Origin of the sequence: uncultured Sphaerochaeta sp. (assembly GCF_963676625.2) — a bacterium.
GTDB lineage: Bacteria > Spirochaetota > Spirochaetia > Sphaerochaetales > Sphaerochaetaceae > Sphaerochaeta.
The window spans coordinates 68503-83963 of record NZ_CAXXYB010000013.1; the positions used below are offsets into that span (position 1 = coordinate 68503).

Here is a 15461-nt window from a genome sequence, read left to right on the forward strand (position 1 = left end):
AATGGGGAGAGCATAAAACTCCCCCCCATAAACCAGAACACCTTTCAAACTACAATAGCCTCTTAGGCTTCAACAATGGTGTACAAAACATTCACTGTGGAAACTCCAGGATTACCGCTAAGCTCATATTCTACTTGAGCACCTTGAGCGGTAGTTGTTCCTGTATAGGTATCGGTACCAGTAATAGCTGTTACCAGATCCGCTGCTGTAGTATTGATACCAACATAGGTTGAAGATCCGGTTCCTAACGTTGCTGAACCTGAACCAGCGTCAACGATGTTATTGATCTTGACACTCAGAGTATCTGCAGCATAGCCCGTATTAGCAGCTTCCGTAGCTTCGACAGTTATCTTGGAGGTTCCCATACCATAGAGAGTGTAATGCAAATAACCACCAGTAGCAGTTGTTGATGAAACAGCACCACTAAGCGTAGCTTGTTCACCAGGTACGGTAACGCCATAGGCTCCACCACTCAAGGTCAAGCTTACTGCGTCATTATCAACAATGCCCAGGACCATGCAGGTACCATCAATCGAATAAGCTACACCAACAGCATCAGTTGCTGTTGCATCCAAAGACAGATCATCGGCAAAAGCCATTCCCACTGAAGAGAAAAGCATTGCAAATGTAATCAGCAATACAACAAGTCTTCTTGTTTTCATTCCATACTCCTTAAAAAACAATTCTATCCATTAAAACGACCAACGGTCGTTATTCACCAAATTCATCCCGCCAAAACCAAGGAAAATACTACATCGACATCACCGTTGGAAAATCCGGGATCACCTTTGAGCGTATAGCGAATCAACGGACCATCAGAGGTCCCTGTTCCCGTGTAATAATTTCCTATATTTTCTAGAATAACTTGAGGAGAAGCGGTTATTTCCACCAAGCCACTCGAAACACCTTCTGCAACACTATTGGGAACGACTTCAACATAAAGGCTACCTGAGGAAAGTCCTGTTTCAGTCATTACTGTAATATCCATTGGTCCATTCTGGGCAAAAACACTATAGTGAAGTCTTCCACCCTCTTGCGTGACCTCCGCAATTGAATGGTTCGGTTTACTTCCCGGCTCTATGCCAGGCTCCACAGTATCAAGGGTACTTACTGAAGCAGAGGAAGATACAACTGATAAAAGAGAAATAGCATCCAAGACATTGACGCTAATCACATCAGAGGCGTATAGATTACCTATTGAAAGGAGAGTAAAAAGCGAAACAAGCAGAAACATCCTCATTGGCAACAGTTGTGTACATATGACACTATTTACAAATGACAGCTTTTGTATATATACTTGTTCGAATGGAGATAGAAAATTAAAGCTAATTTTATTCGGTACTTCGAATTTCATGTGTCTATTTTTCGATACTTAGAACATTATGTCAATATATTTCTGCATATTTTTTGAAACTTCGTATTTTTTCATGAAGAAATTTGCTTAACAAATTATAATTAGATATGCGAGATAATACTCTTGGGTTTGCTTTTTGGCAACGCGTAGAAAACCTATTGAAAGCGAAAGGGATGAGGCAAACGGAGTTGTCTCTAAAGACAGGCATATCTACCTCCACAATTTCAGGGGGAAGTAAAGTTGGCAATATGCCTGTGGCGGACAATGCAATAAAAATTGCAAGAGCTCTTGATGTAAAAGTCGAATATCTTGTTTTCGGATCAACTTCAGACTGCCAACAGAAAGATGTTGATGAAGACCTTGAAGAAGCTTTTGCCTATATTCGGACAAGCCATCCTGCAAGCCTGTTTACTAAATACATACCGTTCATAAAACTTGAACAGTATAAGATTCTTATGGAAATACTGAACTCTTGGGGAGTAGAGGCCATAGACAACAGTACTGATAAAAGCAAACAAAAGCTGGTTTAGCTCGGGTAATACTGAATCCAGACTTTCCAAACACACAAGAAGGCTGGCGAAAGAAAGGCAAAAAAACGACCTCTCATGATTAATGAAGAATTACTGAGATATAAATTATTTAATATTTCATGGATTTTAAGCCGGCTAGCCTCTCATGCCAACTTTATACAAATACAATACATAACAAAACCCTCCCCAAAGCGTTATTTATCAGAATGATAATCTAAATGTATGATAATTCAAATAGGCATTTTAGAAATCTGTAGATTGCAAAGTTTTCGTTAAAAAAAAGAACAATTATTTGCCAATAACTTTAATAAAAATACTATTGAACATCTTAATATCAACATATTTTCCAATCCAAGTGGAATGATGTAGATATATTTTATATATAAATGGCTTTTTTAAATAAACAATTTTGCTTCAGCCGGTTCATTTTGCATAAAATATTTGATCAAGAACAAAATATATACTTTTTGTGATTTTATCAAAATGTACTGTACCAGAATCATCATCAGGAATCTTCAGAACTCTTGGTTCACCAGAAAATTGGTCCAGGAATATTCTGTTCTAAACCGTATTTTATACATAGCAGACATTCTTTCAGTTGTATTGTATGATTTATTTCATGTACGACGTAATAATCATCGGAAGTGGTGCAAGTGGACTTTTCTTGGCGGCCAATCTGTCAGGTTTGAAGGTATTGGTACTGGAAAAGAATGACAGGCCAGGCAAGAAAATCCTTATTACAGGTGGAGGAATGTGCAATCTGACAAATTGCGACGACAACGAAACCTTCCTGACCCATTTCACGAATAAAAAGCAAAGCAATTTTCTAAAACCTGCACTATCAGCCTTTTCTACAAGCCAAACACAAAACTGGTTTGAAGAACATGGACTGGCCTTGGTTGTACGGGAGGATGGAAAAGTATTTCCCCAGTCCTTGCGTGCCCAATCAGTAGTAGATTTACTTTTTTCAGCTTCCCAAAGAAATGGAGCGCAATATAAATTCAATGAAAGGGTTTCAACCATCAAACAAACAGATTCTGGATTCTCTGTATCGACTGGCAAAGAAACCTATGTAGCCAGGGCAGTCGTACTTGCAACAGGAGGAATGAGTTATTCCACTACAGGCTCAACGGGAGATGGCTATGTCCTGGCAAAAGAGCTCGGACATACCATAGTTCCACCCACCCCGGGCCTTGTCGGAGTAACTATACAAAACTATCCGTTTGTTGAACTTGCAGGAAACTCTATTCGTAAAACCCTTATCGATTTTACCCATAAGGGGGAACCCAAACGGTACCTCAGGGCTCAAGGAGACTTGCTTTTTACCCATAATGGACTCTCAGGCCCCGTGATATTGAACAATGCCCGATATATTCAAAAAGGAGATATTCTTGCAGTATCCTTGATACCCACAGAAAACAAGGAAATAGCAAAACAAGAATTACGGACCTTCATTCAAGATAACCCCAAGAAACAGGTCTATACACTTATCAAAGGCCTCGGCTTATTTTCCAGTCTTGCATTGAAATTGCTCGATAGTCAAGGAATTGGAAAAACAGATACGTGTGCAAACCTCAGCAAAGAAAAAAGGCTAAATCTTATAACTGACCTAGTGGATTTTTCCTTTGAAGTTTCGGCTAAGAACTCATTTTCTTCTGCCATGGTAACGGTGGGTGGGCTCTGTTTGGATCAATTCGATCGAAGGACTCTGGAGTCTCGCCTGGTACCTGGTTTTTATGCTGCTGGGGAAGTTCTGGATCTCGATGGTGATACGGGAGGATACAACTTGCAAACGGCGTTCTCTACAGCCATGCTCATTGCAAAAGCCTTGAAAATATCCTGCAAAAAAACAACAGAATAAGTTCTTACCCAATATATCATCATGTGTTATTCATGGAAAACTAATATTTTTCTTTTTTAAGAATATTGATTCTTCACTGTGCCTACGATATTTTTATATGCATGAAATCAATGCAAAAAAATAAAATCAGAAAAACTTGTTCTCTTATTTCGATGCTCCTGTTTCCCATAACTATTAATTACTTATCGCCATATCTTATTATACAAGGCAGCTTCTTTGGCATTGTCTCGGGAAGTTTCTTGGTGTTCGTGAGCTTATTCATAACCTCGCTCATTTTTGGAAGAGCCTTTTGCAGTTGGTTCTGTCCTGCCGGGGGAATACAGAGTGTCGCCAGAACCATTCAGGATAAAAAGACAAAGCCACGCATGAATAAAATCAAATACATAATCTGGATTCCTTGGGTACTCACCATTATAATCGGGTTCATTACAGCAGGAGGGATCCATGAGATAAATCCCATTTTTATGACCGATTACGGCATTTCTGTTTCCTCGATTTATAATTATCTCATCTACTTGCCGGTAGTCACCTTAATACTGATTCCTTCCCTTTTTGTAGGAAAACATGCCTTTTGCCATTCTCTTTGCTGGATTTCTCCTTGGATGGTCCTGGGATGCAAGCTCAAAGAACAAACAAAATTTGCTTCCTATCGACTTGTAGCAAACAAGGAAGCTTGCATTTCCTGTAAAAAATGTTCTTCCGTCTGTCCCATGAGCATTGAAGTAATGGACTTAGTACGACAAGAAAAAGGAATGTATCATAGTGAATGCATTCTATGCGGGGAATGTGTACAAGCTTGTCCCAAGGACGTTTTGCAACTCAAGATCGCAAGGCCACAATAACCAGAAAAATTCTTGAATCAGCTTCTGAATCAAAAAAAGTCCAATAGATTTACAAATTATCTCTTGTTCCTCAATTTCCTAGATAGTATGCTACAAAAAAGGAAAGAAAAATCAATATGAAAAAAGAATTGATCATGGGCAATCTTGCCCATATTGGCATTTTTGTACAGGATATGAAACGATCCGAGGATTTTTATTGTGGCATCCTTGGTTTTAATAAGGAATCTTCCTACAAAAACAATATTATATTTGTAAGAAACGGCAATCTTGTATTGGAACTGATTTGTGATGGTGTTGATCATAAACCTGAAAATCACAATGAAAAACGACATATTGCCCTTGCCTGCAAGAATATTGAAGCTGTCCATTCCTATCTCTTGGAAAATAAAATCGAGATTGAACAACCAGGTATCGTGACTCTTCCCGATTCAGGAACCAATGGATGCCGTTATTTCATGTTCAGGGGACCGGAACAAGAAAGACTGGAATTCCAGGAAATTCTTTAAAACATAATTGCAAGGAAACAGGGAAAGATTGTTCTTTCCCTGATTTTCGTACTATCACAGTAACTTTTAGACTGGATTGCAAGGCCCTATGGTCTCGAGCTATCGTAATTCTTGTATCGCTTATTCTTCAACAATCCAACAGATGACAATCTTCCCTTCCCTAGGCAACGAATAAAAAAAAGTACTCAAGACTCTTGACCACTGATGGGCATAGTTATACATTCCTATTAGTTGTTATCGCAACTGTTGCGTTTGCAACAAAAGGAATTGCCTATGTTCATGAAAGATTTGTCAGCTATCTCAAAATACTGGTGCAGCTATACCCATAAAAAATTTCTGGAAGCAGATCTCGTTGGTTCGGAACATGCAGTACTCATGTCCCTTTCCCTTGATGATTACGTAACCCAGGATGCCATATCCAGCCATCTTGTTCTCGATAAAGGGACAATTGCAAAAACTCTGGCAAAACTTGAAGAAAAAGAATTGGTCAACAGAATAGTGAATAACAAAAACAAGCGGGAAAAGATTGTCTCACTTACTGAAAAAGGAAAATCCGAGGTCCAGAAGGTGTACGACATTGCCAAGCAATGGGATACCTCAATCTGGAAAGGAATTTCTGTTGAGGAGCAGTCAGTATTCTTGGCGGTGCTTGCAAAAATAACTGACCGTGCAAAAATACTCGCCGATCAGGAAAAAGGAAATTAAATATGAATCAAGATAGAATAAAAATATTGGCAGAGACTCCTGTACGAAAAGCAATCCTCGTCATGTCCCTGCCTGTGGTCATGGGCATGATGGTACAAGTGTTTTACAACCTTGCAGATACGTTCTTTATTGGAAGGCTTGGAGATACCAACCAACTTGCTGCCGCAAACATCTCCCTTCCAGTTTTCATTTTCTCCATGGCAATGGCAGGAATAATCGGGACAGGGGCAGCCTCGTATATATCTCGTGCCTTGGGTGAAAAGAATAATAAAGAGGCAGACAAGACTCTGACCATAGGCATGATTTACCTGATCATAATAAGTATAGTAGCTACTGCCTTTACGCTGCTCTTTCTTGATAAACTGGTTTCGATACTAGGAGCAAGCAAAGAAACCTTTCCCTTTGCCCATGCCTATGTGTTGGTATTGGTGTGGGGCATTCTCCCTATAATGAGTAACTTTGCCTTAGGGCAATTACTCAGGGCCGAAGGGGATGCAATGGGATCGATGTTTGGAATGCTCATCGGGACAGTGACAAACATCCTGCTCGATCCTCTATTTATATTTATCTTTTCACTGGGAGTAGGAGGAGCTGCCCTTGCCACGGTGCTGGCCAATATAGCCTCGCTCCTTTTTTATATTCTCCGCTACCGCAGGGGAAAAACCTTACTGCATTTCTCGTTGAAAGAATTTTCCTTTGACAAAAAGATATCCAAGGAAATCTTTACCATAGGCATCCCGGCATCCTTGGGACAAGGCCTGATGAGCGTTGCCTTGATAGTAATGAACAACATAGCTGCAAGCTACGGGGATTCGGTTGTTGCAGGTCTTGGTGTAGCCTCCCGTATAATTACCATAGGAACCTTTATATTTATGGGCATAGGCGCAGGCAGCCAACCGTTGGTTGGCTACAACTATGGGGCAAGAAATTTTAGCAGGGTGAAAAGCATCATACTCAATGGCATTGGACTTACGACTGCCATCGGTCTGGTGCTGGGAATTTTGATGTGGATTTTTGCTTATCCGTTCATCAGTACCTTTACCAGTGTCGACAAAGTAATTTCCTATGGGATTACGGTATTGAGAGCTTTGGTGCTCTCCTTGCCAATCATGGGAGGCCAGATGCTCTGCACCATCTCGGTACAGGCAATGGGAAAAGTACTTCCTTCCTTGTTTCTTTCCATTTCCCGTCAGGGATTGCTCTTCATCCCTCTGCTCTTGTTGCTGAACTTGTTATTCGGGTTCAATGGCTTCATCTATGCACAGCCCATCACTGATGCCATAATGCTGATCCTTTCCTTTTCCATCCTCCAAAGAATACTAAAGAAGGAAGAAATCAATCATTGATGACACTCCATCCAGTCCAGTGCTCCTGGGCTGGATGAAGCGATCACTTTCCATTTTTCACTGTTACATTCTCGATGACAACTTCCTTGCCTCTCCATTGGCCTTCAGTACAATCGGTTCGTACGGAAACAAGATAATCAGGACCTTTTTCGCATACAAGATGCTGGTTTCCTTCCAGTGTCACCACCAGTCCTTCAGAAGTATCCCTGGCATCGGGAAATACTTGAGTGAGAATCCACAAATCACCATCGCTGAAGGATCCTTTGATGGAAATATCCTCGATTCCTTCAACAGAATGTATGCGACTATTGGGCATCCTCCGCTTTCTCAAGATATTATGAGCTTTTGCATTTTTGTATTCTATAAAACCAATTTGCAGGGGGACTCCCGAGAATCGAAAAACAAAAGAATTTCTCCAAGGGAGAGTTCTGGAAAACATACCCAGAAATTTCTTGATTTTCATTGGTTCCGGTCGTGTAACAGGAACATTCAGGGTGGAAAGCCGGGCGTACTCACTTTCTATATCGGAGGTTTCAAAGAGCAGACAAAACAGACCCCGATGCCCTTTATTATAGGCCTCGACCCAATCCTTCTTCCAGGAGCTCCCTGAAGGCATCAAAAGACGAACCAATTGAATATATTCATCCCCAATATAGAGAGAAGAAGTTCTGTATCCTTTTGTTCTTTTTCCTGATTCTTGCCTACAGGGAAAGCCTGCATTGCGTATTGCCTTGAAAATCTTGCCATCTTTTTGGTATTGAGTATCCACGGCTAGCACCAGATGATCAATTTTCATACTTTCGCTCCCAAAAATCAGGTAAACAAAGGTTTCATACCATAGGTTTCTATCATCGCATCCATGGTGGCATCCGAAACAGGATTGATCTGGGCCGAAGCCGCCTCCAGGACATGGGGAAGCAAATGGATATCACCGACACTATTGAGAAATACCTGTCGGTTTCCCAATACCCATTGAACCGATTGTTCTATTGCCCTCTCTTCATCGAGAGGTTCATACCAAGTAGCGTAAGAATTATCCCTATCCTCAACATTTCGTTTTGCCACGGACTTGATTGTCTGCACAGCGACCCCTCTTTCCTCACAGAGAGCTAGCAACTTTGTCGCTTGCTCCTTATAGGCAGGTTGCTGCATCATTGTATAATTATAGGGAAACAAGACAGAATCAAAAGGAAATTGCTCAAGACTTTTCAAATGCATCAAAGGGGCGTTCATTCCATGACCAGTAACCCCGATATACTTGACCAAACCTTGCTTTTTGGCCTCAAGGGCAGCTTCAAGCACCCCGCCCTCGCCCATTGCTGTATCCCATTCTTTCTGATCGACCAGACAATGAAACTGCCACAGATCAATATGGTCAGTTTGCAATTTATCAAGAGATTCATACAGATCCACAAGCGCCTTGTCCTTGGTCCGTTGATCAGTCTTGGTAGCCAGAAAGTAATCCTTTCGATGATGTTTCATCCAAGGACCGATCCTTCTTTCTGATTTTCCATAACTTTGTGCCGTATCGATATGATTTATTCCATATTTGGCAAGCAATTCAAAAGTATTTTCGGTTTCTTCCGATGTTACCTCGCCCAAGGAAGCAGCCCCAAAAATAATCCGGGTACTTAGATGTCCGGTCCGCCCAAATTCCATGCGTGGTATCATGTCTCACCTCTTGTTTCCAGTATATAGCAGATTCTCTGACAATTTTAGTCTTGCATCAATAAAATATACCAGTATATAGCTTCAACAAGATACACAGATGATAGTTACACTTCCCCTTACCATGCAAAACGAAGGCCAAGAATAATCTTGGCCTTCGCAGAAATTGCAAAACTATATATGGAGAAGTCTACAGGATTCGCTTGGTTGCCTGCTCGAGCAACTCATCAAGTTTTACTGAAGGATTCTGGAATTTTGCAAGGAAAATCATGGCAGCAATAACATAAGGCTTATAACTGGCCTGTTTATACAAAGGAACCAAATACCTGTCAAACACAGAAGCCTCTACTTCCCCTTCCTTGCAGGAAACCCCAGTAATATCGGCGGGCAAGCAATGCAAGTACAAAGCCTTTCCCTCCTTGGTGGTTTTCATCAAGTCCTCGGTGCAAGTCCAGTTCTTGAACTCTGCATTGGTTGCAAGACATTTTTTCTCAAGCTCCTTGAGAGCTATCTGGTCGCCATTCTCGACAATCTTGGTTCGTTCTTCCATTACGGCAAACGGGGCCCAGCTCTTCGGATAGACGATATCGGCATCTTTGAAAGCTTCTTCCATGCTTTCCACCCTCTGATAGGAACCACCACATTTTGCTGCATTGGCTTTGGCAATTTCCTCAATCTCAGGCATTACATTGTAGCCTTGGGGATGAGCAAGCACAACATCCATTCCAAAACGGGTAAACAGTCCGATTACTCCCTGGGGAACTGAAAGTGGCTTTCCATAAGAAGGACTGTAAGCCCAAGTCATGGCAACTTTTTTGCCCTTGAGGTTCTCGACACCACCAAAATAGTTGATGATATGCATCATGTCAGCCATACATTGGGTAGGATGATCGATATCGCACTGGAGATTCACGATAGTAGGCCTCTGTTCGAGGATTCCATCGTCATATCCTTCCTGAACTGCTTGGGCAACGGTCTTTTGATAAACGTGACCCTTTCCTATATACATATCGTCTCGAATGCCAATGACATCGGCCATGAAACTGATCATATTGGCAGTTTCCCTGACAGTTTCACCATGGGCAATCTGACTCTTGTTTTCGTCAAGATCTTGCACAGCCAGGCCAAGCAAATTACAAGCACTGGTAAAACTGAACCGCGTGCGTGTTGAATTGTCACGGAATACCGAGATTCCAAGCCCACTGTCAAAAACCTTGGTAGAAATATTATTCTCACGCATGGCGCGAAGTATTTCCGCAACTTCGAATACTGCCTCGATTTCGTCATCAGACTCCTTCCAAGTATGGAAAAAGTCATTCAGGTACATGTCTTCTGTCTTGAGCGTTTTCAACTCTTCGATCATCTTTTTGATAGTGGCTTTGTCCTTCATGTAAGAACCTCCCTCATGATATTCATAAATAGCCTTGACAGCGGAACTATACCATTCCTAAAGCCCGCTGTCCAGAGAATATGTTGCGGTTTGTTGCAACTTTATTAGATCTTTCCAAGTTCCTTCAGTATTTTTTCTGCCGAGAATGGCCACGAACGCATCCATATGCCACAAGCATCATGAATAGCCGTCGCAATTGCCGGAGCGGCCCCATTGGTCGCAATCTCACTGATGGACTTTGCTCCATAAGGCCCTGCATCATCATTGATGTCGATAAGCACTGCCTTGAAATCATCAGGCTTTTCCCAAATCATGGGAACTCCATAATCGGTGAAATTAGCTGAGACGCATCGCCCGTTGGAATCCAGGACCATCTGTTCTGACAAGGTATGTCCTATTGACTTCAGGGCAGCCCCATACATCTGACAAAGGGCTAGCTCCGGGTTAATGGGAGTTCCTGCATCCTGAAGGGCATAGAATTTCTGTACTTTGACTTGTCCAGTCTTTACATTCACTGCAACCTGCGCAAAATGAGCCCCATACGGGATGGAACTGGCATTCGTCGTAAACGAAGCCCGTCCCATGACCTGCCCACGGCCTGTACCGGTAAGGGCATCGTGAGAGAGTTTTCCATATCCCAGGGTTTTACCTGTCTTGGTACTGTAAACTTCACCGGGAGCCCTGCAGATCAAGTCGTCAAAAGACTCTCCCATTTGCAAGGCAGCCTCTGTAAGCAGATTTTTCTTCAAGTCCTCCGAAGCCAGATACGAAGCATTTCCACTGAAGAAAGTTCCGCTGGAGGCATAGGCACCCGTGTCAAAAGTACAGCTATCGGTATCTCCACTGACCACGGTAACGCTATCCATGTCAACACAAAACGCTTCACTGATCATTTTTACGCTTATCGTATCGAGCCCAGTTCCCAAATCAGCACCACCACTGAAAATCTGGAAAGTACCGTCGGTAAGCAACTTAGCCCAGGCATTTGCATGATCGAGACCAGGAAGCCCAGACCCTTGCTGGATCATGGCAAATCCCTTGCCAATTTTCCAATCAGGATCTTCGGAAACTTCTTTCTTGCCCCAAGCAATCATCTTTGCTCCTTGCTTGAGAGCCTGATCCAAACCGCAGGAACCCACAGGAACGACATTGCCTTCCCGTCCCTCTCCGAGGCCCTTGAGAATCTCAAGCATATAGCCAGGTTCGACCTTGTTCTTCATCGCCATATCGTAGTAGTCGATACCAAGCTTATCAGCAAGCTCAGCCATGCATACCATAAGGCCATAGGTGCCCTTGGGGGCTCCATACCCTTGATAGGCACCGGTCGGGGGAATATTGGTATAATACGTAATGACATCGAACTGCATGTTATCGCACTTCAACAAGGGAAGTGTCTTGGAACAAGCATTCATGGGAACAGTAAGGCAATGATTTCCATAAGGACCGGTATTGGCCCTTACGTCCATATAGACTGCAGTAAGATACCCTTCCTTGGTCGCACCCATCTTTACTGTGACCCTCATGGGATGGCGAGTTGAATTGGCAATGAATTCCTCTTCCCGTGTGTTTCGGTAATATATCGGTTTTCCGGTAAGCCATGTAGCATATCCTACCAAATCCTCAACCAGGATATCCTGTTTGGAACCATAGCCACCACCAACCTTTTCCTTGATCACATGAATCTTGTTCTCGGGAATCTGGCATACCCAGGCAACAATACGTCGAACATGCCAGGGAACTTGGGTCGAGACATGGAGTACCAATCTTCCGTTGTCAATTTTAGCATAACAAACATGGGGTTCAAGCGGTGTGCATTGTATCTGAGAAGTCTGATAGGTACGTTCCACCACAGCCTCGGCTTGGGTAAAACCTTTCTCGATATCACCGATATGCCCATGGGCAGCCGATGCAACATTGTGATGAATATCGCCATGCAAGGGGAACTGATAAATAACTTTTCCATCACGTTTATCAGCACTCTTGTTATATTCGTCCAAATCAGCTGGAGCGCCGACACGATACTCAACAATGCCATTGTGGACAAGGGGTGCATCCTCTGCCATGGCCTCTTCTACAGAAAAAACTGGCTTGAGTACTTCATATTCCACCGAAATTGCAGCTTTTGCAGCAATTGCCTGTTCCTCGGTTTCGGCCACAATTGCCGCCACACGATCACCGACATGCCTGACCTTCCAGTTCAACAAACGTCTGTCATGTGGACTGGGTTCAGGATTTCCCTGCCCGGCCTGCATGTAAAAGACATCAGGGCAGTTTTCTGCGGTAATGATTGCAATAACACCTTCCATTGCCTCTGCTTTCTTTGTATCAATTTTCTTGATATAGGCATGAGCATAGGGACTGCGAAGAACAACCATGCTGGCGTAACCAGGCAAGACCCTGTCCTCAACGAAACTGGATTCCCCTGCCACCAGCTGGGGACCATCCACCTTTGATTTCGGTTTTCCGATATAGGTAAGGTTCTCCCGAAAAGAGGGCGAAACAGGTGTCTTATAGGAACCGAATGCAAGTTTTTCCGTAGCAAGTTTTACGGCAAGGTAGAAATGTTCATATCCGGTATCACGGATAAAAATGCCGGAAAGGACTTTGTCAATTGCCTCTTTTGAAGGATTTTTTTCGTGTTCCAGCAACCAAGTCAACAACAGGGCTGCCGCTGGAATATTGTAGGCACTCTGGACGATACCTGCATCGATCATTGCCTGCTGAATCACTGTCAGATGTCGGCTATCACCCAGGCCATCGGGGGTACGGATGACAGCCCCTTCTGCCTGAAGGGCCAACATCAAATTGGCATAGACCGGCGTATCATTGAACAGAATGGTATCGCTTCCGGCAAAGCCTTCACAGTCATCACTGTCACGTACCGAAAAGTGGCCGGAACGTACGAGCATTTCACGCAAGGATTCACAATCCTTGCAATCAATACTCACCTTTCTATTATTTATCGTACAAGAAACAATACTCATTTTGTGCCTCCTTCCAGGAACTTGGCATACAATTTGGCAAGGGATTCACTTGCAATATACCGTTTATAGGCAGAACTACCGAAAAAATCATCCTTTGCCTCTACAACTCCCACAATAGCAAGCTGTACATCGGTTTCGGTAGTCAGCTCACCGTTTTCAATCGCATTCTCTATGGAGGAAAGACGCTGGATTCCACTGCCCTTCACTGCGGCATACATTCGAACATGGTCGATTACCCCTTCCCCATCGACAGAGGCCCCAAAACCAACGGTAACAGCTGCATGGCTTTCCACCGTATTGGAAAATCTCAAGGTCCCGATAAACCGGGGTGCCTTGGAAATGATGAAGGCAATCAACAAAGTTCCCTTGAACTGGTTATGATAGGCATGGTATTCCCGAATAGGAACATTATCTTCACAATAGTTACCATTCTCGGTAAGGCTTGCCGTGCAAAGACGGCATCGAGAGGCCAACAGGACAGGGGCCAGATACGAATCATCGCGTCCGAGTGCCAGATTACCGCCTATGGTAGCCATATTGCGTTTAGGAAAAGACCCACAGAATATTGCCGCATCCTTGAGCCACTGGGGAACCAAGGGAGAATCAAGTAACTGCTGAAAGGTAACCATACTCCCAATATGGATGGTCGAACCATCCTCAGTGATTGTGTTGAGCTTGAGTTTCACCAAACTGATTGCTGTCTTGGCCTCAATGGTGGAATCCAATCTGTTAATTTCAGTACCGCCTGCATAGAAGATACTCCTGGGATTATTCCGTTTCAGAGCCAAGGCATTCTTGATATCATCTGCAATAAGAAATTCCTGTATCATACCATCTCCTTGTTGGCAGCCTTTTCCATCAGTTTCCTGCTAATGGCATTTGCCTTGTCAGCCAATGCCTGTTCGTCGAAGCCAACCAACTGCCTATGGTCGACGACAACCTTCCCGTTGATAATCGTGTAATCAGTATTATGATCAGTACCGCAAAACACCAAGCTCGCCACAGGATCGCTCTGGCTGCCGGCATAAGGTATGGTAGAAACATCGAATATAGCCATATCGGCGGCCCATCCTTCAAGGAGGCAGCCAACATTCGTGAAATTCAACATCTTTGCCCATTGAGGGTTCCCATGGTCAAGGCTTGCGATGCTGTCAAGGCTCCAGAACCATACTTCACCCGTTGGAGCAACAAAGCCATTCGAACTTCTGCTAGCATATCGGAACTGTCATTGCTTGCACTGCCATCTACTGCTATGCCTACATTGATTCCCATAGGAAGCATCTCGGCAACCCTGCAGATACCACTTCCCAATCGCATATTGGAAGAGGGACAATGGGCAATGTGAGTTCCTGTCTCTTGCAATATCTTGAGTTCCTCATCGTTGAAATGTACTCCATGGGCATAGAAGACATCATTGCCTATGAGACCACATTCTTGCATCAGTTTAACTGGACGCATGCCGTACATGGATTGGCAAAAATCTGCTTCATCAGCTGTCTCACAGAGATGGGTATGCAACCGGACCCCATATTCTCGTGCAAGCTTCGCAGTCTCGATCATCAGGTCCTTGGTAACACTGAAGGGGCTGCAAGGAGCAAGGGCAATCTTATGCATGGCATCAGGAGCCCCGTCATGGTATTGAAGGATGCACCTTTGACTGTCTGCAAGGATTTCGTCCGTGGTTTGGACCACGCTATCAGGAGGAAGTCCCCCATCTTTCTTGCTTAGGCTCATGGAACCTCGGGTAGGGCTGAATCGCATTCCAAGTTTATCAGCGGCTTCAAATTGCAACCCCATCAAATCCCCTGTAAAATTTCGAGGATAGAGATAATGATGATCGGTGGTACAGGTGCATCCTGTTTTCATCAATTCGGCCATGGCCAGCATCGAGGAAAAATAAACAGCCTCTTCATCAATATATTTCCAGACATCATATAGATATTTCAACCAATCAAAGAGCTTGGCATCCTGGACGGCAGGATGATTGCGAGTCAATGTTTGATAAAAATGGTGATGGGTATTTACCAGACCAGGAATTACCACATGCTTCGAACAATCTATGACACGGGCTCCATCGGGAGCTTTCAGACCACCTTCAACCTGAACTCTTGCCACCTTGTTTCCAATGATGAGCAAATCGGCCCCATGATACTGAGGACCATCAAAACTTGGTTGCAAGCAGAAAATGTTTTTCAATAAAATCGAAGAGTTCATTGCTAGACACTCCTATCCAAATATCTTGAAAAAGGTTTCTTGGATGACCTTTTACCCAAAA

The 15461-nt window shown here is 43.4% G+C and carries 15 protein-coding genes; 6 read left to right on the forward strand and 9 right to left on the reverse strand.

Features of this window, described 5'->3' with window-relative positions; genetic code table 11:
* Positions 1-62 precede the first annotated feature (62 nt).
* On the reverse strand, positions 63-662 hold the full coding sequence (locus tag ACHZBG_RS16725; protein WP_320130604.1) for a hypothetical protein: 600 nt from the start codon (positions 660-662) through the stop codon (positions 63-65).
* A gap of 62 nt (positions 663-724) precedes the next feature.
* On the reverse strand, positions 725-1354 hold the full coding sequence (locus ACHZBG_RS16730; protein ID WP_320130605.1) for a hypothetical protein: 630 nt from the start codon (positions 1352-1354) through the stop codon (positions 725-727).
* Between the two features lie 107 nt (positions 1355-1461).
* Between ACHZBG_RS16730 and ACHZBG_RS16735 the strand changes: the two genes are divergently transcribed.
* The 6 genes from ACHZBG_RS16735 to ACHZBG_RS16760 all read left to right on the forward strand — a co-directional run bounded on the left by ACHZBG_RS16735 (position 1462) and on the right by ACHZBG_RS16760 (position 7144).
* The gene (locus tag ACHZBG_RS16735; RefSeq protein ID WP_320130606.1) at positions 1462-1884 is read left to right on the forward strand and encodes a helix-turn-helix transcriptional regulator; all 423 of its coding nucleotides are present in this window, start codon (positions 1462-1464) and stop codon (positions 1882-1884) included.
* Positions 1885-2491: 607 nt separating this feature from the next.
* Positions 2492-3745 (forward strand): NAD(P)/FAD-dependent oxidoreductase, encoded by a 1254-nt coding sequence (locus ACHZBG_RS16740; RefSeq protein ID WP_320130607.1) that lies wholly within the window; start codon positions 2492-2494, stop codon positions 3743-3745.
* A 242-nt stretch (positions 3746-3987) separates the two neighbouring features.
* Positions 3988-4587: a 4Fe-4S binding protein gene (locus ACHZBG_RS16745; protein ID WP_394699422.1), complete on the forward strand. Its 600-nt coding sequence runs from the start codon at positions 3988-3990 to the stop codon at positions 4585-4587.
* 116 nt (positions 4588-4703) lie between these two features.
* On the forward strand, positions 4704-5093 hold the full coding sequence (locus ACHZBG_RS16750; RefSeq protein WP_320130609.1) for a VOC family protein: 390 nt from the start codon (positions 4704-4706) through the stop codon (positions 5091-5093).
* Positions 5094-5372: 279 nt separating this feature from the next.
* Entirely contained in the window at positions 5373-5798 is a 426-nt protein-coding gene (locus tag ACHZBG_RS16755) for a winged helix DNA-binding protein (RefSeq protein WP_320130610.1), read from the forward strand.
* A 2-nt stretch (positions 5799-5800) separates the two neighbouring features.
* The gene (locus ACHZBG_RS16760) at positions 5801-7144 is read left to right on the forward strand and encodes an MATE family efflux transporter (RefSeq protein ID WP_320130611.1); all 1344 of its coding nucleotides are present in this window, start codon (positions 5801-5803) and stop codon (positions 7142-7144) included.
* Positions 7145-7187: 43 nt separating this feature from the next.
* Here the strand turns inward: ACHZBG_RS16760 and ACHZBG_RS16765 are convergent, their stop codons facing one another.
* From ACHZBG_RS16765 to ACHZBG_RS16795, 7 genes are all read right to left on the reverse strand, one after another.
* Entirely contained in the window at positions 7188-7940 is a 753-nt protein-coding gene (locus tag ACHZBG_RS16765; protein WP_320130612.1) for a VOC family protein, read from the reverse strand.
* 17 nt (positions 7941-7957) lie between these two features.
* Positions 7958-8815 carry an aldo/keto reductase gene (locus ACHZBG_RS16770; RefSeq protein ID WP_320130613.1) on the reverse strand — a complete coding sequence of 286 codons (858 nt, stop codon included), beginning with the start codon at positions 8813-8815 and terminating at the stop codon, positions 7958-7960.
* Positions 8816-9002: 187 nt separating this feature from the next.
* The gene (gene ygeW / locus ACHZBG_RS16775; protein WP_320130614.1) at positions 9003-10202 is read right to left on the reverse strand and encodes a knotted carbamoyltransferase YgeW; all 1200 of its coding nucleotides are present in this window, start codon (positions 10200-10202) and stop codon (positions 9003-9005) included.
* A gap of 104 nt (positions 10203-10306) precedes the next feature.
* A complete protein-coding gene (locus ACHZBG_RS16780) occupies positions 10307-13186 on the reverse strand; it encodes a molybdopterin-dependent oxidoreductase Mo/Fe-S-binding subunit (protein ID WP_320130615.1) in 2880 nt (959 codons plus the stop codon).
* A complete protein-coding gene (locus tag ACHZBG_RS16785) occupies positions 13183-14016 on the reverse strand; it encodes an FAD binding domain-containing protein (protein WP_320130616.1) in 834 nt (277 codons plus the stop codon). The genes ACHZBG_RS16780 and ACHZBG_RS16785 overlap by 4 nt, the downstream gene beginning before the upstream one ends.
* Positions 14013-14294, reverse strand: a complete 282-nt coding sequence (locus ACHZBG_RS16790) for a hypothetical protein (protein WP_320130617.1) — start codon at positions 14292-14294, stop codon at positions 14013-14015. Before ACHZBG_RS16790 ends, ACHZBG_RS16785 begins: the two co-directional genes overlap by 4 nt.
* Positions 14288-15400: an amidohydrolase family protein gene (locus tag ACHZBG_RS16795; RefSeq protein WP_320130618.1), complete on the reverse strand. Its 1113-nt coding sequence runs from the start codon at positions 15398-15400 to the stop codon at positions 14288-14290. Before ACHZBG_RS16795 ends, ACHZBG_RS16790 begins: the two co-directional genes overlap by 7 nt.
* Positions 15401-15461: the final 61 nt, after the last annotated feature.

Coding starts and splice junctions, on each gene's coding strand:
- ACHZBG_RS16730 (WP_320130605.1), bottom strand. CDS start 1,354: ATGAAATTCGAAGTACCGAATAAAATTAGCTTTAATTTTCTATCTCCA.
- ACHZBG_RS16765 (WP_320130612.1), bottom strand. CDS start 7,940: ATGAAAATTGATCATCTGGTGCTAGCCGTGGATACTCAATACCAAAAA.
- ACHZBG_RS16790 (WP_320130617.1), bottom strand. CDS start 14,294: ATGTTGAATTTCACGAATGTTGGCTGCCTCCTTGAAGGATGGGCCGCC.
- ACHZBG_RS16740 (WP_320130607.1), top strand. CDS start 2,492: ATGATTTATTTCATGTACGACGTAATAATCATCGGAAGTGGTGCAAGT.
- ACHZBG_RS16780 (WP_320130615.1), bottom strand. CDS start 13,186: ATGAGTATTGTTTCTTGTACGATAAATAATAGAAAGGTGAGTATTGAT.
- ACHZBG_RS16770 (WP_320130613.1), bottom strand. CDS start 8,815: ATGATACCACGCATGGAATTTGGGCGGACCGGACATCTAAGTACCCGG.
- ygeW (WP_320130614.1), bottom strand. CDS start 10,202: ATGAAGGACAAAGCCACTATCAAAAAGATGATCGAAGAGTTGAAAACG.
- ACHZBG_RS16785 (WP_320130616.1), bottom strand. CDS start 14,016: ATGATACAGGAATTTCTTATTGCAGATGATATCAAGAATGCCTTGGCT.
- ACHZBG_RS16795 (WP_320130618.1), bottom strand. CDS start 15,400: ATGAACTCTTCGATTTTATTGAAAAACATTTTCTGCTTGCAACCAAGT.
- ACHZBG_RS16750 (WP_320130609.1), top strand. CDS start 4,704: ATGAAAAAAGAATTGATCATGGGCAATCTTGCCCATATTGGCATTTTT.
- ACHZBG_RS16735 (WP_320130606.1), top strand. CDS start 1,462: ATGCGAGATAATACTCTTGGGTTTGCTTTTTGGCAACGCGTAGAAAAC.
- ACHZBG_RS16760 (WP_320130611.1), top strand. CDS start 5,801: ATGAATCAAGATAGAATAAAAATATTGGCAGAGACTCCTGTACGAAAA.
- ACHZBG_RS16725 (WP_320130604.1), bottom strand. CDS start 662: ATGAAAACAAGAAGACTTGTTGTATTGCTGATTACATTTGCAATGCTT.
- ACHZBG_RS16755 (WP_320130610.1), top strand. CDS start 5,373: ATGAAAGATTTGTCAGCTATCTCAAAATACTGGTGCAGCTATACCCAT.